Raw genomic sequence first — 20077 nt, forward strand, 5'->3', positions numbered from 1 at the left:
CTCACTCGCCGCCGGCGGACGCGGCGGCCTCCGCGATGTCCGGCAGCACGTTCTCGAGCGCCCACGGAATGCTCAGCGGGGAGGCCGCCGAGACCGAGAGCACCTCCTGCTGGTCGCTCTGGAGCACCAGGGCGTCGTCGGCGACCGCGGGGACGCGGCTGAGCAGGGGATCGTTCTCGATGGCCTCGCGCACGCTCTCGTCCTCGGCCCAGCTGACGAAGACGTCGGAGGTCAGCTCGTCGGCCCGTTCCGGGGACCAGGTGATGTAGAACTCGTCCTCCTGGCCCTCGGCGGCCTCCTCGACCGCCTCGGACTGGACCATGCCGAGGGACTCGAGGAACTTGGGCCGGTTGTCCACCTCGGTGTAGGCGATGATCTCGTCGGCCGCGGACGGGTCCAGCGTGCCGTGGACGAACGAGGTGCCCTCCAGCTCGGGGTGCTCGGCGGCGGCGTCGGCGATCTGCTGCTCGACGTCCGCGACGACCTCCTCGGCCTGCTCCTCCCGGCCCAGGGCCTGGCCGATGAGCTCCGTGGAGTCCTGCCAGGACGTCCCGTAGGCCACGGCGTCCTCGGGGTAGGCCACGACCGGGGCGATCTCGGAGAGCTTGTCGTAGTCCTCCTGCGTCAGCCCGGAGTAGGCGCCCAGGATGACGTCGGGCTGCAGGGCGGCGATCGCCTCGAAGTTGATCCCGTCCGTCTCGGAGTACCTCTCCGGGGCCTCTGCCCCGGACTCCTCCAGGGCGGCGTCGAACCAGTCGGTGGACCCGTTCGCGTTGGCGCCGAAGTCCAGGGCCGGCACCCCGACCGGGACCACGCCGAGGGCGGTCGCGACGTCGTGGTTGACCCAGGACACCGTGGCCACGCGCTCGGGGGCCTCCTCGATCGTGGTCTCGCCGAAGGCGTGCTCGACCGTGCGCGGGAACTCGCCGGTGGCGCCGTCCGCGGACGCGGCGCCGCCCTCGGGCTCCCCGCCCGCCGGGCCGGTGGAGCACCCGCTGAGGGCCAGGGCCCCCGCGGCCAGCAGGGCGGCCGGCGCGAGGGCGCGGCGGCGCACCGGGGACGGGGCGGGGGGAAGGGGAGAGGCCACGGCCACCCTTTCGGACGTCGACGGCGCGGCCGTCGGTGCGGTTCGGGGTCAGGCAAGGGTTGCCTAACCTGGAGGACATGCCTCACCCTAGGTCGTGGTCCGAGGAATAGGCAACACGGGCATGAGCTAATCACTCCGCGGGGTGGTCGGGAGGGGGCGCGGGAGTCGCGCACCCGTCGCGGCCGAGGTGCACCGCACCCGCGATCGGCGGGCGACTAGCACATGAGCGGCAGGATCCGGTCATCGCACCGGATCATGACGATCCCCCTCGACGGAGTGGACCGTGGACTTAGGACTGCCTAACCTCTACCCCCGGGGGATGCCCCGAATCATTTCCGTGTCGTCGGCGGACGCTCTGTCCAGGGACGCTGAACTTAGGTGGTTGTGTGCGCGCAGTGCTGCGGTCGTCGGTGCCCATGGGGTGTGTGGCCCTGCTCACCCTGTCGGGTTGTGGTTTCAGCGGCGGGGGGAGCGAACAGGCGGCGGACCCCGACCAGCGCATCGTGGTGGACAACTTCCGTGCCCCGGTGGCCGACTGGGCGCCGGAGAGCGACGCCGCCTACATCCTGTCCCTGTCCGGGTGCCTCGAGACCCTGACCCGCTACGACGAGGCCGAGGGCGAGATCGTGCCCTTCCTGGCCACGGAGTGGACCCAGGTCTCGCCCACGGAGTGGGACTTCACCCTGCGGGACGACGTGCAGTTCCAGGACGGCACCGAGCTCACCGCCGACGCGGTCGTGACCTCGCTGCAGAACGTGCTGGACGCCGAGGTCCCGGCGCGCGCCTTCAGCCCGTCCGTCGTCAGCGGCGTCGAGGCCGTCGACGAGCGCACGGTGCGGGTCACCACCCCGACGGAGAGCCCGCTGGTCCCCTACCGGCTGGCCAGCGTCAACACCGGAGTGCTGGCCCCGGCCGCCTTCGACGAGGAGACGGTGGACCCGTTCGGGCACTGCACCGGCCCGTTCACCCCCGTCTCGGAGCAGCCCGAGCAGTCCCTGACCCTGGACCGGAACGAGGACTACTGGGGCGGTCCGGTGCAGCTCGCCGGGGCCGAGGTGCGGTTCATCACGGACGGGGCGACGCGTGCGACGCAGGTGCAGACCGGGGAGGCCGACGTCTCCCTGTCCATCCCGGTGGCCAACCTGTCCGCGCTGGAGGCGGACCCCGAGGTCGAGGTCCTCAAGGCCGAGTCCCCGCGGACCGCGACGCTCTACATGAACAACAGCAGGGCACCGTTCGACGACGTCGACTTCCGCAGGGCCGTCCGCTCGGCCCTGGACCTGGAGGCGCTGGCCGGCAGCGTCTACGAGGGCGCGGCCCTTCCCGGCACCGGACCCTTCGCCTCGTCCGAGCCCTGGGCCGTCGAGGGCGCCGGGACACCGCAGCAGGACGTGGAGGCGGCGAAGGAGCTGCTGTCCGCCGCCGGGTACACCGCCGAGCGGCCCCTGGAGATCATCGCGATCGTCGAGCGGGCGGAGTTCGCGGACGTGGCGACCGTCATCCAGGAGAACCTGAAGAGCGTCGGCGTCCCCGTCACCATCACGACCAAGGAGTACGCCGCGGTGGAGCCGGACCTGCTGGCCGGGGACTACGACATGGTGCTCAGCCAGCGCAACCGCCTGATCGACATCGCCGACCCGATCGGGTTCCTCACCGCCGACTACACCTGCGAGGGCAGCTACAACCTCAGCCACTTCTGCGACGAGGAGTACGACAGGCTCATCGCCGAGGCGGCCGAGACCGCCGACACGGAGCAGCGCTACGAGCTGTACGCCCGGGCGGGGCAGATCCTCGAGGACCAGGCCGTGAACGTCTGGCTGGTCAACGAGCAGGCCATCGACGCCGTCCGCACCGACCTGCAGAACCACGTGCAGGACCCGCTGTCGCGGTACGTGCTGCGGGCGGAGACGACGAAGCCGGGTTCGTGACCACGGCCGGCACCGTCGAGGCACGGGAAGCCCGGGCGGCTCGATGACGGCGTTCCTCGCCAGGAGGACGGCGACCCTCGCGGTCACCGTCCTGCTGGCGTCGTTCGTGGTCTTCCTCATCCCCTACGTCACCCCGGGGGACCCGGTGCGCAAGATCATCCGGTCGCGGGTGGCGGGGGAGGTGATCGACGACGCCGTGGCCCAGGGGCTGGCGCTCGAGCTGGGGCTCGAGGACCCGCTGGCGGTGCAGTACCTGCGGTGGCTCGGCCGGCTCGTCGGGGGCGACATGGGCCTGTCCTACGCCAGCCGCACCCCGGTGATCGAGCAGGTGCTCCCCGCCCTGTGGATCACGCTGAGCCTGGTGGTCATGGCCCTGGGGGTGGCGGCGACGGTGTCGGTGGTGCTGGGGATCGTCGCCGCCCTGCAGCAGGGGCGTCCGGCCGACCGGGTCATCACCACGATCACCCAGGCCTTCATCGCGATGCCCGAGTACTGGCTGGCCCCGATGCTCGTGCTGGTCTTCGCGCTGAAGCTGTCCGTGCTGCCCTCCGCGGGGTGGGCGGGTCCTGCGTCCGCGGTCCTGCCGGTGGCCGTCCTGGCCCTGCGCCCGACCAGCTACTTCACCTCGGCCGTCCGGGAGGGAATGCTCGAGGCGCTCGACGCCGAGCACGTCGTCGCGGCCCGGGCCCGGGGGCTCAGCCACGCGCAGGCCGTGTGGCGCCACGTGATCCCGAACGGTCTGCTCCCCCTGACCACGCTGGTGGCAGTGTGGTTCGCCGGGCTGCTGGGCGGTTCCGTCATCGTGGAGGTCGTCTTCGCGATCCCGGGCATGGGACGGCTGCTGTTCGACGCCGTCCTCAACAGCGACATCCCGCTGGCCCAGGGCGGCGTGGTGGTCGTCGTGGGCCTGGCGGTCGCGCTGACGACCGCGGCGGACCTGGTCCACGGGCTGCTCAACCCTCGGCTGAGGGGGCGCCATGCGTGACCGGCCCGTGCTCGTCCGGGCGGCCGTGGTGGTCCTGGTGCTCATCGTCCTGTCCGTGGCGGCCTCGCCCTGGATCGCGCCGTATCCGCCCGCCGATCAGGACCTCACGGCGCGGCTCGCCCCGCCCGGTCCCGACCACTGGCTGGGCACGGACCACCTGGGCCGGGACACCCTGAGCCGGCTGCTCGACGGCGGGCGCTTCTCCCTGGTGATCGCCGCCGCGGCCACCGTGCTGACCGCGGTGATCGGCACCGGGATCGGCGTGGTCAGTGCCCGCCGGCGCGGTTGGCTCGACGAGCTCCTCACGCGGACCAGCGACGTCCTGCTGGCGCTGCCGGAGATGGTGGTGGCCCTGTTCCTGGTCGCCGTGCTGGGCCCCGGGTACCTGTCCCTGCTGCTGGCCCTGACCGTGACCGGCTGGACACCCTTCGCCCGGCTGGCCCGGGCCATGACCTACGACGTCTCGGCCCGCGGATTCGTCGCCGCCGCCCGCGTGCTGGGGTGCTCCCCGTCGTTCGTCGTCCTCCGGCACATCCTGCCGCACCTGGCCGGACCGCTGCTGGGGCAGGCGGCACTCCGGTTCGGGCAGTTCCTGATCACCGTCGGCGCCCTCTCCTACCTGGGGCTGGGCGTGCAGCCACCGCAGTCGGACTGGGGGTCGATGCTGGCCGCGGCCCAGCCGTACGCGGCCAGGGCGCCGGCGACGATCCTGGCCCCGGGACTCGTGGTCTTCACCGTCGCCCTCTGCGTGACGCTGATCGGCCAGCGGATCGCGCACATGAGCAGCACCCGCCTGCTGCTCCTGCCGGCCGCCGCGCGGACGGAGCAGGATGCCTGAGCACCTGGTCGTCGAGGACCTGAGCCTCAGCCACAGGCCGTCCGCCGCCGCGCGCGGTCCGGCGGCCGGCCCCGCAGAGGGCGCGGACGGCGCGGCCGGCCGGCCGATCCTGTCCGGCGTCGACCTCGCCGTGGCCCCGGGCGAGTTCGTGGCCCTGGTGGGCGCCTCGGGGTCCGGCAAGACGCTGACGGCCATGTCCGTGCTGGGGCTGCTGCCCCCGCAGGTGCACCTCGACGCCGGGACGGTCCGGCTGGGCGGGACGGATCTGACCCGTGCCGGCGAGGCGGAGCTGAACCGTGTGCGGGGCGGGCGGATCGGCATGCTCTACCAGCAGCCCGCGAGGATGTTCAATCCGCGCCGGACCGTGGGCGAGCATCTCCGGGAGGCGCTGCGGCTGCACTGCCGGCTCGATCGGGCACGGACCCGGGCACGGGTGCTGGACCTCCTGGCCGAGGTCGGCTTCGAGGACCCCCGGTGGTGCGCCCGGGCACGTCCGCACCAGCTCTCGGGCGGCATGGCCCAGCGGGCCATGGTGGCCCTGGCGCTGGCCGGCCGCCCCGGGCTGCTGCTGGCCGACGAGCCCACCTCTGCCCTGGACACCGTGCTCGAGCGGCAGGTGCTCGAGCTGATCGACCGCGAACGGCGCGAACGCGGGCTGGGGGTCCTCTACATCACCCACAACCTGGCCACCGTGTCCGCCTACGCCGACCGGGTCGAGGTGATGGCGGCCGGGCGCATCGTCGAGTCCGGGCCGGCCGGCACCGTGCTCAACGATCCGCAGCACGCGTGCACGCAGGCCCTCCTGGACGCCTCGGCCCTCACCCCCACCAGGACACCGCCGGCCGGCGACGCGTCGCGCCCCGTCGTGGTGCTGGACGGCCTCACCAAGCGGTACCCCTCGAGCCGGCGGGAGACCCGGCCCGCCGTGGACGGGGTGTCCCTCGACCTGCGGGAGGGCGAGATCCTCGGCGTGCTGGGCCAGTCGGGCTCCGGGAAGAGCACCCTGGCACGGCTGGTCGTCGGACTCGAGACGCCCGACAGCGGCAGCGTCACCGGCACCTCGGGCGCCGGCGGCACCGGTGCGCCCGGCGCCCACGTGCAGCTCGTCTTCCAGGACCCGCACGACTCGTTCGACCCCCGCATGCGGCTGCGCACCAGCCTGGAGGCGCCGCTGCTGCGACGGCGGGACGCGACCCCCGAGCAGCGGCGTGAACGGGTCGACGGGGTCGTGCGGGAGGTGGGGCTGGACCCCGGGCTGCTGGACGGATATCCCCGTCAGTGCTCCGGAGGCCAGCTGCAGCGGCTCACCATCGCCAGGGCACTGCTGCTGGACCCGGAGGTGCTCATCTGCGACGAAGCCACCTCGGCCCTGGACGCGGTGACCCAGCGCACGGTCCTGGACCTGCTGCTGCGCCTGCACCGGGACCGGAGTCTGTCCCTGGTGATGATCTCCCACGACCTGGGTGTCATCCGCTACATGAGCCACCGGGTCGCCGTGTTCTTCCGGGGCCGGCTGGTCGAGGTGGCGGCGACCTCGGAGCTCTTCACCCATCCGCGCCACGAGCACAGCAAGCAGCTGGTGGCGGCGGCCCTGCCCCAGGTGTGCGCGATCCTGGACACGCACCGCTCGCCCCGGGGGCGCCTCGACGCCCTCCGGTGACCTCCCGCCCGGCGAGCCCGCGCACCGCGCAGGGGCCGATGCGGACGGTGCAGACGGTGATGAGGACGATGCCTACGACGGTGAGCACGGCGCCGCCGCCGACCATCCCGGTGCTCCCACCCGGCCGGCGGCGTGCCGATCGCGCTCCCGGCGCGCCCCCCGCCGCGCCCCCCGGCGCGTCCCTCGGGGAGGGCCGCGCCCGCACGCCGGCCCGAATGGTGTTTCCCGGCGTCCTGGCCGAGGATTGACCGGTGCCCGACGACCTCTCCGCGACCGCAGCAGACTCCGCACCGGACCCCGGCCCCGAGCCCGTGCCCGAGCTGCTGGTCGGTCTCGTCCTCTCGCCCCAGATCGCGGGCGCCCTCCCCAAGGACCTCGCGGCCTCCGTGCCCGGGCTGCTGAGCGAGCGCCACCCCGGCGTGCGCTGGCGGGCGGCGGCGGTGACCGACCGGCTGGTCGCTCCCCCCGCGGACGGCCTCGACCTGCTCGAGGCGGCCCGCGACCGGATGCTCGACGAAGACTGGGACCTCGTCGTCGTCCTCACGGACGTCCCGCTCAAGGACGGCCGCAGCCCGGTGCTCACGCAGCTGAGCCCCGTGCACGGGGTGGGCCTCGTGGCCGTCCCGGCCCTCGGGGCGGTGCACGTGGGGCAGAAGGTGCGGCGGACCGCGGCGCGGGTCGTGGGCCAGCTGCTCGGCCACGACGCGGAGGCCGCGCAGGACGCCGACGCCCAGGAGGAGCTCGTCCGCCGGGCCCGGCAGCGATCGGAGGATCTCGAGGACCGGCCCGAGGACAACGCGGTGCAGTTCACCGCCCGGGTGCTGGGCGGCAACGTGCGCCTGCTCCTCGGGATGATCCGCGCCAACCGGCCGTGGACCCTGGTGGTGCGGCTGTCCCGGCTGCTCGCGCTGGCCGCGGCCACCGGCGTGCTCACCCTGGTGGCCGCGGACCTGTGGCTGCTCGCCGCGGCCTACGGGTTCTGGCGGCTGGGGCTGCTGGGCCTGCTGTCGGTCACCGCCGTGACCGGGGCCCTCATCGTCGGCGCCCGGCTGTGGGAGCGCCCGCGGCGGCGGTCGGAGCGTGAGCAGGTGGCCCTGTTCAACCTGGCCACGACCGCGACCGTGGCCGTCGGCGTGACCGTCTTCCACCTCGCGGTCTTCGCCCTCTCCTGGCTGGGCGCGCTGCTGCTCGTGGACGAGGACGTCTTCGCGGACGTGCTGGGGGCTCCCGTGGGAGCCCTCGAGTACGTCAAGCTCGCGTGGCTGACCGCCACGCTCGCCACCGTGGGCGGAGCCCTCGGTGCCGGGCTCGAGGACGACGACGCCGTGCGCGCCGCCGCCTACACCCGCTCGGAGCCCTGACCCCCGCGGCCGGGCCGCGCGCCGACCGGCGCGACAGTCAGTAGACTTGGTGTTCCCGGGTGGTCCGGGAGCCGACCCGGAGGAACACGATGGCCGTCACGCAGCGGAGCCCGCAGCCGCCCCGGAGTTCTCGCACGCCCCGCCTGCGGCGCAGCAACTGCAGCCGGCCCGGGATCACCCGCCGCGGCCACGGCAGGGGCTTCGCCTACCGGCAGGCCGACGGCACGAAGGTCGAGGACCGGGACCAGCTCGAGCGGATCCGGCAGCTCGTGATCCCGCCGGCGTGGAAGGACGTGTGGATCAGCCCGCACCCCAACGGGCACATCCAGGCCACGGGCGTCGACGACGCCGGACGGCGCCAGTACATCTACCACCCGCGCTGGCGGGAGCTGAAGGACCGCGAGAAGTTCGACCGCGTCCTGGACTTCGGCGACACGCTGCCGCAGGCCCGCCCCGCCGTGACCCGGCTGCTGCGGTCCGAGGGCGCCACGGAGGAGAAGGCCTGCGCCGCGGCCTTCCGGCTCATCGACGACGCCGCCCTGCGGGTCGGCAACGAGGAGTACGCCCAGTCCAACGGCTCCTACGGGGTGACCACCCTGCTGGTCCAGCACGTCCGGGTGGACGGCAGGGACGTGCACCTGGACTTCCCCGGCAAGAGCGGGCACCGCTGGACCCTGACCGTCCGGGACGCGGACCTCGCCGCCGCGCTCGCCCCCATGCTGGAGCGCGGCCCCGACGAGACCGCGCTCGCGCACCTCGGCGAGGACGGACAGTGGGCCACCATCACGAGCGCCCGGCTCAACGACTTCGTGCGGGACCGGTGCGGCCCCGGCTTCACCGCCAAGGACTTCCGCACGTGGCAGGGGACGGTGACGGCCGCGATGGCGCTCGCCGCCCGCGCGGACACCCGCCCCAGCGAGAGCGCCCGGAAGAAGGCCGTGTCCGCCGCCATGCGGGAGGTCGCCGAGCACCTGGGCAACACGGCGGCGATCGCCCGCAGCTCCTACACGGACCCGCGGGTGATCGACCGGTTCATGGACGGCGAGACCATCGACGCCGCCACCTACCGGGCCGCGGAACGGGCGCTGCGCGGGTTCCTCGCCTGAGGCGGTTCCGCCGCTCGCCCGGGCGGCTCCGCTACCCTGGGGCCATGCCTACCCTTCCCTCCCGGGCCCCCGGACGCGCGCACCGCGCCGCCGGCCCGGACGAGACGGAGCCCCGAAGTCCGGGGTTCCCCACCGGCACCCGTCCGCACGGGGGGAGCGCCGCGTGCTAGAAGCATGGATCCTGCTCGCCGTGGCCGTCCTCCTGGTCCTCGGCAACGCGCTGTTCGTGGCCGTCGAGTTCGCCCTCCTCACCGTCAACCGCAACGAGGTGCGGGCCGCCGAGGAGGCCGGCGACCGGCGGGCCGCCGCCATCGAGCGGGCCCTGACGAGGACCGCCACCAACCTCTCCGGCGCCCAGCTGGGCATCACCCTGACCAGCCTCATCGTGGGGTTCCTCGCCGGGCCCTCCCTGGGCGTGCTCCTGACGGAGGGCCTGGGCCTGACCGGGATGTCCCGGGCCGCGGCCACCGGCATCGCCACGACGGCCGCGTTCGTGATCGCCACCTTCACCCAGATGGTCTTCGGCGAGCTCGTGCCGAAGAACTGGGCGATCGCCGAGCCGATGCGCGTGTCCCGCCTGGTGGTCCACCCGCAGCGGATCTTCATGCTCCTGCTGGGCTGGCTGGTGCGGATCCTCAACTCCTCGGCCAACGCGGTGCTCAGGCTGCTCGGCTTCACCCCCACCGAGGAGGTGGCCAACGCCCGCAACGCCGGGGAGCTGATGGCCGTGGTCTCCCGCTCCGGGGCCGAGGGCACCCTCGACCCCGGCACCGCGGAGCTGGTCGCCCGGTCCATCGAGTTCGGCGGCCACACGGCCGCCGACGTCATGCGCCCGCGCCCGCAGGTCACCTTCCTCGACGACCACACCGTCCAGGACCTCGTCGAGATCTCCGCCGAGACCGGGCACTCCCGCTTCCCGGTGCAGGGCGGCTCCGTCGACGACATCGTGGGCGTCGTGCACTTCAAGCACGCCCTCGCCGTGCCCTTCGAGGACCGGGGACGGCGCACCGTGCGCGAGATCGCGGTCCCGGCGACGACCGTCTCCGAGTCCATGACCCTGGACCCGCTGCTGCGCGAGCTGCGCAAGCCCGGGCTGCAGCTGGCCGTCGTCGTCGACGAGTACGGGGGGACCGCCGGGATCGTGACCCTCGAGGACCTGATCGAGGAGATCGTCGGGGAGATCGACGACGAGCAGGACGAGACCGTCGCCCGCTTCCGCCGCACCCGCGAGGGCGGGATCTCCGTGTCCGGGCTGCTGCGCCCCGACGAGCTCGGCGACATCATGGGGCTCGAGCTGCCCGAGGGGGAGGAGTCCGACACCCTCGGCGGGCTGATGGCCGAGCGGCTCGACCGGCTGCCCATGACGGGGGACACGGTCTCGTTCGAGACCGTCGACCACGTCCACCGGGACGAGGACAACCTGCCCACCGGCACGGACGTCACCCTCACCGTCGTGCGGATGGACGGGCACCGCGTGGACCGGATCGTCGTGAGGCGCGGCGACGGCCGCCGGGCCGACGCGGGCGGCACCACGCCCGCCCTGCGGTCCACCGAGCCGGCGGAGCAGCAGGCCCTCGACGCGCCCGGCTCCACGGCCGTCGACGCCGAGGGGGGTGGGCCCCGATGAGCGAAGGTCTCGCCATCCTGTTCCTGGTGCTGCTCCTGGGCGGCAACGCGTTCTTCGTGGCCGCGGAGTTCGCGATGGTCTCGGCCCGCCGCGACCAGATCGAGCCGCGGGCCGCCGCCGGCTCCGGCGCGGCCAAGATCGCGCTCAAGGGCATCGAGGACGTCTCGACGTCCCTGGCCGCCACCCAGCTGGGCATCACGGCCTGCTCCCTGCTGATCGGCGCCGTGGGGGAGCCCGCGATCGCCCACCTCATCGAGGGCCCCATGGCCGACCTCGGGGTGCCCGAGGGACTGGTCCACCCCATCGCCCTGGTCATCGCCCTGCTGGTCGTGACCTTCTTCCACATGGTGATCGGGGAGATGGTGCCCAAGAACATCGCCATCGCCAAACCCGCGGCCTCGGCGCTGCTGCTGGGCCCGGTCCTGCGCGTGTTCGTCATGGTCTTCCGGCCGTTCATCTGGCTGATGAACCACACCGCGAACCTCGTGGTCCGGTACGCGTTCAAGGCCCAGCCCAGGGACGAGGTCGCCTCGAGCTTCACGTCCGACGAGGTCGCCGGGTTCGTCGCCGAGTCGGGCCGCGAGGGCCTGCTCGACGAGGACGAGATCACCCTGCTCACGGGGGCGCTGCACTTCGAGCACCTCACCGCGGAGGACGTGGCCATCCCCGCCGAGCAGCTGCGCACCGTGCCGCGTGCCGCGACCGTGTCGGAGCTGGAGGAGATCTGCGCGCAGACCGGCTTCTCCCGCTTCCCGGTCCGGGCGGAGGACGGGGTGCTCGTGGGATACGTGCACACCAAGGACCTGCTCGGGGTCCCGGCCGAGCGCCGCCACGCCCCGCTCCCGGAGGAGGCCGTCCGCCGGCTCGGCACGGTGCCCGCCGAGGCCAAGCTGCGCCACGTCATGCGCTCCATGCAGGAGCGCAACGCCCACCTGGCCCTCGTCGACGGCCGGGGCACGACGGCCGGGGACGTCTCCGTGGTCGCGCTCGAGGACGTCCTGGAGGAGCTCGTCGGGGAGGTCCGGGACGCGACCAGGCGCACGTCCTGACCTCACCGGTCTCCCGCCCCGCTGACGTGCCGCGCCCGGGACGTCAGCGGCGGATGCCGCGCCGGAAGTACAGGACGGGTCCCACGAAGTTGACGGCGATGATCGCCGCCCACTTCCCCTTGCTCCCGTCGACCTCCTCCGCAGGGCGCAGGGCGAGGTCCGCCCAGGCGGTCGCGGCGAGCGAGACCTGCACGGAGGCCAGCGTCAGCAGCGCGGTCCGCTGCCCCGGCGTGAGGTCCTGCCACCGGGTGCTCCTCAGGCTGCTCCTCCGGGTGCCGAAGCCTGTCATGGTCGTCCTCCTGGTGCCGGGGGCCGCTCCGGGGGCGGCCCGTGGCACTCATGCTGGTGCGGCCACGGTCGGCCGTCAACGCTCGTCCGCCGGGCACGGCGCCCGTCAGATGCTGATGTCGGGCCACAGGACCCTGAAGGCCACCGCGTAGCCGGCCACGTAGACCAGGGACAGCGTCAGCAGGGCGGCCCCGGTGACGGCGACCAACCCGGCCCGCCGTCCGACGGTGCCGGCCAGGTGCCAGGCGGCCGGCACCGCGCCGAGGACGCCCAGCAGCAGCACCGCCTGCCCGAGGCGGGTGAGGGGGCGGACCAGGGACAGGTCCGGCTGGACGCTGGAGACGAACAGCACCACTCCTGCCAGCACGGCCGCCGGGGCGGCGTAGGCCAGCCGACGCACCCGCCGTGGCCGGGGCCCGGACCGGTCCGCGCCCCACCGTCGTCGTCGGCGCAGGCGGTTCACCGGCCAGGCGACCAGCGTGCCGGCGAGGACCAGCAGCGCCGCGAGCAGCAGCACGTGGGGCACGAACAACCCGTGCCAGGCCCCGACCCTGCCCTCGGTGCGGTAGGCGACCAGGGCGATGTCCCGGACGGTGCCGTCGTCGTCGGCACGGGCCGCCAGGGTGGCGGTGCCTCCGGCCTCCCGCCACAGCCACGGTTCGACCTCGTGCACGGTGGTGGGAGGCGCCATGAACGGGGCGACCTCGAGCGTCCCGTCGGGGCCGGCGGTGACCGTGGTGACGGCGAACGCCCCCGCCAGTGCCGCGGCGCTCGACTCCGCCCGCCGCTGGCTGCGGTAGTGGCCGGCCACCGCGGCGGCCCGGTCGGCGGCCCCGGGCGGCGGCCCGGGCACCGCCTGCTCGGGCGGGGCGACGTAGCGGCGGGCGAACTGGTCGACCAGCTGCTGCCGCAGCACCGCGGTGCTGAGCGCCCGCACCCCGTTGCCGTTGAGGGAGACGAACAGGCCCGCGTCCGCCTCGGGGAACAGGACCAGCTCGCTGTGGAACAGGTACGTGTCGCCGCCGTGCGAGAGCGCCGGCTGCCCCCGCACCTCGTGGCCCCGGAAGCCCAGGGTCATCTGCTCCGCGGCGCCGAGCCCGCCCAGGTCCCCGGGCGGCAGGGCCGGGGAGTGCAGGGTCGCCATCGTCCCGGCGCCCAGCACGTTGCCGGGGCCGTGGCCCAGGTGGAAGTTGAGGAACGCCGCCATGTCCGCGGCGGTGCTGCTCACCGACCCGGCGGGCGGGACGGAGAGGTGCTCGAAGGGCGCCGGCCCGGCGTCCGGGGCCGGGAAGCCCCCGGCCATCCGGTCGGCCAGTGCCGGGGGCAGCGGCTGCTCGGCGGAGGTGGAGCTCATGCCCAGCGGGTCGAGGATCTCCGCGCGCACGTACTCCTCGAACGGGACACCGGTGACGCGCTCGACGACGTGGCCGGCCAGGGCCAGGCCGTAGTTGGAGTACGCCGGCGTGGTGCCCGGGGCGAAGATCTGCTGCGGCGGGTCCTCGGCCAGCTCGGTGCGCAGGTCCCGGACCTTCTCGGCGTCCGGGGTGATGAGGTGGTCCAGGCGCTCCTCGAAGCCGGCGGTGTGGCTGAGCAGGTGCCGCAGCGTCACCGCCCCCCGGGGGAGCTCGAGCGGGAAGTCGAGGTGCTCACGGACGTCGGCGTCCAGGTCCAGGGCACCGCGCTCGACCTGCTGCATGACGGCGGTGGCGGTGAAGAGCTTGGACAGCGACCCGATCCGGAACAGGTGGTGCTCCGGGTCCACCGGTGTCGCCCCCGGCACGGGGCGGGGCCGGTCGGCCGCCCCGAAGCCGCGCAGCGTGACGACCTCGCCGCCGGAGACGACGGCCACCGTCGCCCCCGGCAGCCGTTCGGCGTCCAGGAGGGCCGGGACCAGCCCGTCCAGCCACGTGTCGACGTCCTCGGTGGTCAGCTCGTGCACGTCCTGCCCGTCGCGCCCGGCCGCGGTGGCGGTGGGCGGCGCCGCCAGGGGGGCGAGCAGGAGGAGGGCCGCCAGGACGAGGACCAGCCCGGCCACGGGGGCCCGCGGAGGCGCCGCGGGAGATGACCACGGTGCCGGGGACCGGTGCACGCGCATGGGACCATCCTGCGCCTCGGCCACGCCCCGTGTCCGAGTGTGACCGAGGATTCCGGGCGTCCGCAGATCCCGGCGCCCGGAGCGGGACGGGGGCCGGGCCGCCGGTCTAGCGTGGTGGCATGACCCGGCTCCGGACCTCGTCACCACCTCCTTGTCCCGTCCCAGGGGGTCCCGTCCCTGGGTGTCCCGTCCCGGGGCGGCCGCCGGCCGTTGTCGCGGTGCGCGGGGGTCGCTCGTGACCGGGCGGCTGCCGCGCGGCGCCCGCCGGCACTGGCAGGCCCTGGACCGCCCGGCCCTCCCCGTGCCGCCCGCGGTGGACACCGCGGCGATCGCCGCCCTGCCAGAGCCCGCGCGCCGCTGGCTCGGGCGGGCCGTGCCGCCCGGCACCCCGGCGTGGTCCGTGGCGGAGCTGTCGATGCGCGGCGAGATCCGGCTCGGCGGCGCGTGGCACGCCTTCTCGGCCCGTCAGCTCCTCGCGCCCGGCGTCGGCTTCGTCTGGGCCGCCCGCACCCGGGTCCTCGGCCTGCCGGTCGCGGGCTTCGACCGGTACGGCCCCGGCGGGGGCGAGCTGCGGTGGCGGCTGCTGGGCGTCGTGCCCGTGCTGTCCGCCGCGGGCGCGGACGTCTCGCGCAGCGCCGCCGGCCGTCTCGCGGGCGAGGGGGTCCTCGTCCCGACGGCCTGTCCGCGCGCCGTGTGGTCCGAGGGGCCTGCCCCGGACACGGCCGTCATGTCCTGGGTCCTCGACGGGGAGCGCGAGGACACCGTGGTCCGGGTCGACCCGGAGGGCCGGCTCCGGGAGCTGAGCATGCGGCGGTGGGGCGATCCCGACGGCACCGGGTACGGCCGGCACCCCTTCGGGGTCGCGCTGTCCGAGGAGATCGACGTCGACGGCGTCCGCGTGCCCGCCGTCCTGAGCGCCGGCTGGGCGTGGGGGAGCGAGCGGCAGGCCGAGGGCGAGTTCTTCCGGGCGCGGATCGAGGACGTCCGTCTCCGGTGAGCTGACCGCCGGTGTCGCCGGGAGGTGTTCCCAACCGGGCCGCGGGGGACCACCATGGGGGACGGAAGGACCGCCCGGGCGCGCTCCGCGTCGCACGCACCCGGACGACTCTGTCCCGGCGCGCGAGGAGAGGACGCAGGCATGGCCGAGCGCATCGACCGATGGCCCACGGGGGCCCCGTGCTGGGCGGACATCATGGTCTCGGACCTGGACCGCTCCATGGACTTCTACGCCTCCGTGCTCGGGTGGCGGTTCACGCCCTCGGACCCGGAGTACGGCGGGTACTGCAACGCCCTGGTGGACGGCGAACCCGTGGCGGGGATGTCTCCGGCGCTGCCCGGGATGGAGGACGACCCGCACGCGTGGGCGGTCTACCTCGCCTCCGACGACATCGTGGCGACGGGCCGGGCCGCCGTGGCGGCCGGCGCCCGGCAGCTGTTCGAGCCGATGGAGGTGGGCCGCTTCGGCAGCATGGGCGTCTGGATCGACCCGACGGGGGCGGCCTTCGGCGTGTGGCAGCCGCGGGAGCACACCGGGTTCAGCCTCATCGGCGCGCACGGGACCGTGGCCTGGTGCGACCTGCTGACCTCCGACCAGGCGGGCGCCGAGCGGTTCTACGCCGAGGTCTTCGGCTACACCTACGAGGACATCGGGACACGGCACGAGGCGTACGCGGTGTTCACGGTCCCGGGCATGGACCGGTCGGCCGGCGGAATCGGCGTGGCCGCCGAGGACGTCGACCACCTGCAGGAGGCGCCGCCGCTGTGGTGGGTCTGCTTCGAGGTCTAGGACGCCGACACCGCCGCGGAGCGGGTCGTCGCCGCGGGCGGCACGCTGGTCCAGGAGCCGGAGGAGTTCGGCTACGGGGAGCTGGTCTTCGCCGCCGGCCCGGACGGCGAGCGCTTCGCCATGACGGGCCCGTCCTCGGAGGACCGGGCCGAGGAGGACCGGGCCGAGGAGGACCGGGCCGGGGCGGTCGGCGAGGACACCGGCGACGACGTCACCGGCGAGGTCGCCGGACGGTCGTGAGCGGGGCCACGCCGGGGCCGCCCCCGGCGGGAGACCGGGTTCCCGCCGAGGGGCGGTGGTCCGGCGCCCGGGAACCGGCGTGCCGGAACGGGCGCCTCACCGCTGGTTCAGGACGTGCGCCTCAGAACATGCCCACGACGGCGCCGACGAACCACAGCACCACGAACAGCGCCACGAGGCCGATGATCACGGCCAGCGCGATCTTCCCCTTCGACGAGTCGCCGGGGTGCTCGACGTCGAGATCGCGGTTGGTGGGGCCCACGCCCGAGCCGGCGTCGGGCGGGGTGTCCCCCTCGATGCTCAGGCCGGACTCCTCGTTCAAGGCGTCACCGGCCTTCTCGGGGTCGTTGCGCGCGTGCTCGGGACTGACGTCGGCCATGGGGTCCTGCTCTCTCCGGTGGGGCGTGCGGGGACTCGTGCTCCCAGCAGAATAGCAAGCCTGCTGGTGAAACGCCGGTGCGGAGGCCGTCCGGTGGTGGCCGGCCCCGGCCGGCGCGCCGGTCCACGGCGGGAGCGCGGGGACGAGGCCTGGGGTCGTACGGGGTCTCCGGGGGCACGGAGAGGACGGACGGCCACGGGGCGGCCGGCCCGTGCGGTGCTCAGGCCAACGGTGCCCGGGCCCGGACGTCGCCCAGCCCGCGGGCGACCACGAGCTCCCCGCCGGCCAGGGGCGCCCAGGCGCCGGCGGCCTCGTCCCAGCGGCGGAGCAGCCGGGCGTCGCAGGCCACCGTCACGACGGACGTGGCACCGGCCGGGACGTCCGCACCCCGGTAGCCGACCAGCCGGATCGGCTGGTCCTCATCGGCGGGCTGCAGGTAGACCTGCACCGTCTCCCGGGAGTCGCGGGCGGACGTGTTGGTGACCTCGACCGTGACCGCCGGCCCGCCGGGGCCCTCGCGCACCTGCACGGCCCCGTACTCCCAGCGGCCGTAGCCCAGACCGTGCCCGAACCAGAACAGCGGGGCGGGGGCGTGGCCGGCGTGGTAGCCGCGGTGGCCGACGAACGTGCCGTCGTCGTAGGACAGGACCAGGTCCTCGTCCGGGACCACGTCCCAGGCCGGGGCGGCCCCGTCCGCGGCGGGCCAGCTGGTGACCAGCCGGCCGGCCGGCTCCAGCGCACCGGTCAGTGCCGCGGCCACGGCGTGCCCGCCCTCCTGGCCGGGCAGCCCGGCGACCAGCACCGCGTCCACGGCCTCCAGCCACGGCATGAGCACGGGGGTCGCGGCGTTGACCACCACCACGGTCCGCCGCGCGGCCGCGGCGACCCGGGCCACGAGCTCGTCCTGCCGCCCGGGCAGGGCGAGGGTCGTCTTGTCCGCGGCCTCGGTCTCCTGCTCCTCGGTCACGCCCACGACGACGACGGCCGTCCCGGCGGCGGCCGCCGCGGCCTCCGCTCCGGCCAGCAGATCGTCGTCGGGTCGCGGGGCGGGGGCCGCGACCAGGGCGGTGCGGCCCAGGGCGGACATGCCGAGCAGGTGGCTCTCCTCGGCCAGCCCGAGGGAGGCGTCGGCCAGCAGGACCTCGCGCGGGTCGACCGGGTCCAGGGCCACGGTGGCCGTGACGGCGGCGCCCGCGGGCAGCTCGAGCACCTCGGCGAAGGCCGGCGGGCGCAGCACGGCCTCGCCCGCGTCCCGGCCCGCGAGGCCCAGCTCGGCGGAGAGCTCCTGTCCCGCCGCCGCCAGGGTCCAGCGTCCGGCGCCGACCGCGCCGAGCAGCACGGGCCCGGCCTCGTTGGCCAGCGTGGTCGTGAGCACGGCGGTGGCCGGGCTCCGGTCGAGGTCGTCGTCCCACCCGATCGAGAACTCGGCGGAGTCCTCGTGGGTGCGGGCCAGCTCGGTGCCGTCGGCGGCGAGCAGCACGACCTCCATGCCGGGGGTCCCCGTGGCCGGGTCGGTGAGGAACGCCGGGTCCGCGGGGACGGGACGGTCCCGCACGGCCGGTCCGTCGGTGACGCGCACGCGCTCCCCGAGCAGCGCGGTGAGTCCCTCGGCGACCGTGGACCGGTAGGGCGGGTTCACCACCGCGGAGCCCCCGCCCATGTCCACGGTGTCGATCGCGTGCCGGCCGATCAGCGCCACGGTGCCGTCGTCGGACGCCGCCCCCGGGGCCAGGGGCAGGGCACCGTTGTTGGTGACGACCGCCATGCCGCGGGCGGCGATCCGGCGCAGCTGCTCCTGGCGGACCGGTGAGTCCACCGCGGGCAGGTCCTGCGCCCAGCCCCGGGGCTCCTGTCCCTCGGGGGTGAGCCCGCCGACCCGGTCGGCCAGGCGCAGCAGCCGCAGGACGTGGCCGTCGACGGTCTCCTCGGTGACCTCCCCGGCCCGGACCGCGGCCACGAGGCGGTCGCCCCAGGGTCCGTCGGGGCCGGGCATGACCAGGTCCAGCCCGCCGTTGGCCGAGGCGGCGGTGCGCTTCGTCGCGTACCAGTCGCTCATGATCAGCCCGTCCCAGCCCCACTCGCCCTTGACGATCTGGTTCTGCACGTGGTCCTGCTCGGTGGCCGGCACCCCGTTGACGTCGTTGTAGGCGGCCATCATCGACCACGCGTGCGCGTCCTGCACCGCGATCTCGAACGGCAGCAGGTAGAGCTCGCGCAGGGCGGGCTCGGAGAGCCGGGAGTCCATGAAGTTGCGCAGCGTCTCGGACTCGTTGGCCACCAGGTGCTTGAGGCACGCGGCGGTACCGCGCTCCTGCATCCCCCGCACGTAGGCGGCGGCGGTGCGGCCGGTGAGGTACGGGTCCTCGGAGTAGGCCTCGAACAGCCGCCCGCCCAGCGGGGTGCGCTGCAGGTTGACGGTGGGGCCGAGCACCACGTGGATGTGCTGGCGCTGGGCCTCCTCGGCCAGCATCCGCCCCACCTCCTCGGCGACCTCGTCGTCCCAGGAGCCGGCGATCAGCGTGGCGCTGGGGAACAGGGCCACGACGTCCCCGCCGATGAACCTCGGCCCGCGGACCCCGGTGGGCCCGTCGGAGAAGGCTAGGGGCGCCAGCCCGATCGCCTCGTTGCCCGGCAGGGTGAACGCGGTCTCCCCGGTGAGCAGGTGGACCTTCTCCGCCAGGGAGAGCCGGTCGAGGAGCTCGTGCAGGCGGGTGGTGCGCCCGGGGGCGCGGGGGGAGTCGGACATGGCGGCTCTGCCTTCCTGGTGGTGCGGGCACCCACCATAGCGACTGCGCACTGCTCCATGGAGTGGCCCGGTCCACCAGGGGTGTCGTTCAGAGCAGCGGTGCGACCACGGCCAGTCCCGCGAGCACGGCGAGCACGGACAGTCCGGCCGTGCCCACGGCGTTGAGCACCGCTCGGAGCGCCATGCCGTCCCGGGCCAGCCGCACGGTGTCGGCCATCGCGGTGGAGAAGGTGGTGTACCCGCCGCAGAAGCCGATCACGGCGGCCGCCGCGGCGGCCCCGCCCAGGGCGCCGGCCAGCGCGGCACCGGACAGGAGCCCGGCCAGGAAGGAACCGCTCACGTTCACGGCGACGGTGCCGGCGGGGAAGGACGTCGCCCACCGCTGCCGGACGGCCCCGTCCACCGTGAACCGGGCCATCGCCCCCAGCCCGCCGAGCAGGCAGATCAGCACGGCGGTCACGCGCGCCGCCCCCGTGCCGCGAGGACGGTGCCGGAGAGGCAGGTCAGGAAGCCGCCGCCCAGCGAGATCCCCACGTAGGCCAGCGCCTGTCCCGCGGCACCGGCGGACAGCATCCGCTCCGTCTCGAGTGCGAGCGAGGAGAACGTCGTGAACCCGCCCAGGGCCCCGGTGCCCGCGCCGAGGCGCAGCAGCGTCCCGCGGGGAGTCTCCTCGCCGCGCCGCTGGAGCGACTCGAGGAGCATCCCCAGCAGGAACGCCCCGAACAGGTTCGCCGACAGCGTCGCCAGGGGCCAGCCGGCCGCCGCCGGCAGCAGCAGGGCCAGAGCGTGCCGTGCGCCGGTGCCCAGCGCCCCGCCCGCTCCCACGGCGAGGACCAGGAGCAGGCTCCGGCGCGACGGTCGGCTCATGGGCGCTCCTTCGGGTCGTGCGGGGCGGGCCCCGT

At 74.8% G+C, this 20077-nt stretch carries 17 protein-coding genes; 10 read left to right on the forward strand and 7 right to left on the reverse strand.

Going from position 1 to position 20077, the window contains the following annotated elements:
• Position 1: 1 nt before the first annotated feature.
• On the reverse strand, positions 2 to 1087 hold the full coding sequence (locus ACH9D3_RS17185) for an iron-siderophore ABC transporter substrate-binding protein (protein WP_396400500.1): 1086 nt from the start codon (positions 1085 to 1087) through the stop codon (positions 2 to 4).
• A gap of 416 nt (positions 1088 to 1503) precedes the next feature.
• Here ACH9D3_RS17185 and ACH9D3_RS17190 point away from each other — a divergent pair, with 416 nt between their 5' ends.
• The 8 genes from ACH9D3_RS17190 (at position 1504) to ACH9D3_RS17225 (ending at position 11641) form a co-directional block, all read left to right on the forward strand.
• Complete coding sequence (locus tag ACH9D3_RS17190) at positions 1504 to 3015, forward strand: ABC transporter substrate-binding protein (protein WP_396411874.1); 1512 nt, start codon at positions 1504 to 1506, stop codon at positions 3013 to 3015.
• Positions 3016 to 3058: 43 nt separating this feature from the next.
• The gene (locus ACH9D3_RS17195) at positions 3059 to 4000 is read left to right on the forward strand and encodes an ABC transporter permease subunit (RefSeq protein WP_396411858.1); all 942 of its coding nucleotides are present in this window, start codon (positions 3059 to 3061) and stop codon (positions 3998 to 4000) included.
• Positions 3993 to 4838: an ABC transporter permease gene (locus tag ACH9D3_RS17200; RefSeq protein ID WP_396400502.1), complete on the forward strand. Its 846-nt coding sequence runs from the start codon at positions 3993 to 3995 to the stop codon at positions 4836 to 4838. The genes ACH9D3_RS17195 and ACH9D3_RS17200 overlap by 8 nt, the downstream gene beginning before the upstream one ends.
• Positions 4831 to 6498 carry an ATP-binding cassette domain-containing protein gene (locus tag ACH9D3_RS17205; RefSeq protein WP_396411859.1) on the forward strand — a complete coding sequence of 556 codons (1668 nt, stop codon included), beginning with the start codon at positions 4831 to 4833 and terminating at the stop codon, positions 6496 to 6498. The genes ACH9D3_RS17200 and ACH9D3_RS17205 overlap by 8 nt, the downstream gene beginning before the upstream one ends.
• A gap of 251 nt (positions 6499 to 6749) precedes the next feature.
• Complete coding sequence (locus ACH9D3_RS17210; RefSeq protein WP_396411860.1) at positions 6750 to 7859, forward strand: hypothetical protein; 1110 nt, start codon at positions 6750 to 6752, stop codon at positions 7857 to 7859.
• A gap of 89 nt (positions 7860 to 7948) precedes the next feature.
• On the forward strand, positions 7949 to 8965 hold the full coding sequence (locus tag ACH9D3_RS17215) for a DNA topoisomerase IB (protein ID WP_396400505.1): 1017 nt from the start codon (positions 7949 to 7951) through the stop codon (positions 8963 to 8965).
• 163 nt (positions 8966 to 9128) lie between these two features.
• Complete coding sequence (locus tag ACH9D3_RS17220) at positions 9129 to 10592, forward strand: CNNM domain-containing protein (RefSeq protein WP_396411861.1); 1464 nt, start codon at positions 9129 to 9131, stop codon at positions 10590 to 10592.
• Positions 10589 to 11641: a hemolysin family protein gene (locus ACH9D3_RS17225; RefSeq protein ID WP_396400507.1), complete on the forward strand. Its 1053-nt coding sequence runs from the start codon at positions 10589 to 10591 to the stop codon at positions 11639 to 11641. Before ACH9D3_RS17220 ends, ACH9D3_RS17225 begins: the two co-directional genes overlap by 4 nt.
• 43 nt (positions 11642 to 11684) lie before the next feature.
• Here the strand turns inward: ACH9D3_RS17225 and ACH9D3_RS17230 are convergent, their stop codons facing one another.
• The gene (locus ACH9D3_RS17230; protein WP_396400508.1) at positions 11685 to 11930 is read right to left on the reverse strand and encodes a hypothetical protein; all 246 of its coding nucleotides are present in this window, start codon (positions 11928 to 11930) and stop codon (positions 11685 to 11687) included.
• A 105-nt stretch (positions 11931 to 12035) separates the two neighbouring features.
• Entirely contained in the window at positions 12036 to 14024 is a 1989-nt protein-coding gene (locus tag ACH9D3_RS17235; protein WP_396411862.1) for a serine hydrolase, read from the reverse strand.
• 235 nt (positions 14025 to 14259) lie between these two features.
• On the opposite strand from ACH9D3_RS17235, the gene ACH9D3_RS17240 reads away from it, so the two are divergent.
• Together ACH9D3_RS17240 and ACH9D3_RS17245 are read left to right on the forward strand one after the other, a co-directional pair.
• On the forward strand, positions 14260 to 15021 hold the full coding sequence (locus tag ACH9D3_RS17240; protein WP_396411863.1) for a DUF6544 family protein: 762 nt from the start codon (positions 14260 to 14262) through the stop codon (positions 15019 to 15021).
• A gap of 141 nt (positions 15022 to 15162) precedes the next feature.
• Complete coding sequence (locus ACH9D3_RS17245) at positions 15163 to 15810, forward strand: VOC family protein (protein WP_396411864.1); 648 nt, start codon at positions 15163 to 15165, stop codon at positions 15808 to 15810.
• 361 nt (positions 15811 to 16171) lie between these two features.
• Here the strand turns inward: ACH9D3_RS17245 and ACH9D3_RS17250 are convergent, their stop codons facing one another.
• The 4 genes from ACH9D3_RS17250 to ACH9D3_RS17265 all read right to left on the reverse strand — a co-directional run bounded on the left by ACH9D3_RS17250 (position 16172) and on the right by ACH9D3_RS17265 (position 20042).
• Positions 16172 to 16429 (reverse strand): DUF6480 family protein, encoded by a 258-nt coding sequence (locus tag ACH9D3_RS17250; protein WP_396400512.1) that lies wholly within the window; start codon positions 16427 to 16429, stop codon positions 16172 to 16174.
• Between the two features lie 220 nt (positions 16430 to 16649).
• A complete protein-coding gene (locus ACH9D3_RS17255; RefSeq protein WP_396411865.1) occupies positions 16650 to 19175 on the reverse strand; it encodes a glycoside hydrolase family 3 C-terminal domain-containing protein in 2526 nt (841 codons plus the stop codon).
• An 88-nt stretch (positions 19176 to 19263) separates the two neighbouring features.
• Complete coding sequence (locus ACH9D3_RS17260) at positions 19264 to 19635, reverse strand: fluoride efflux transporter FluC (protein ID WP_396400514.1); 372 nt, start codon at positions 19633 to 19635, stop codon at positions 19264 to 19266.
• Positions 19632 to 20042 carry a CrcB family protein gene (locus tag ACH9D3_RS17265; RefSeq protein ID WP_396411866.1) on the reverse strand — a complete coding sequence of 137 codons (411 nt, stop codon included), beginning with the start codon at positions 20040 to 20042 and terminating at the stop codon, positions 19632 to 19634. Before ACH9D3_RS17265 ends, ACH9D3_RS17260 begins: the two co-directional genes overlap by 4 nt.
• Positions 20043 to 20077 lie beyond the last annotated feature (35 nt).

The organism is Kocuria kalidii (assembly GCF_044462225.1).
GTDB classification, from domain to species: Bacteria; Actinomycetota; Actinomycetes; order Actinomycetales; family Micrococcaceae; genus Kocuria; species Kocuria kalidii.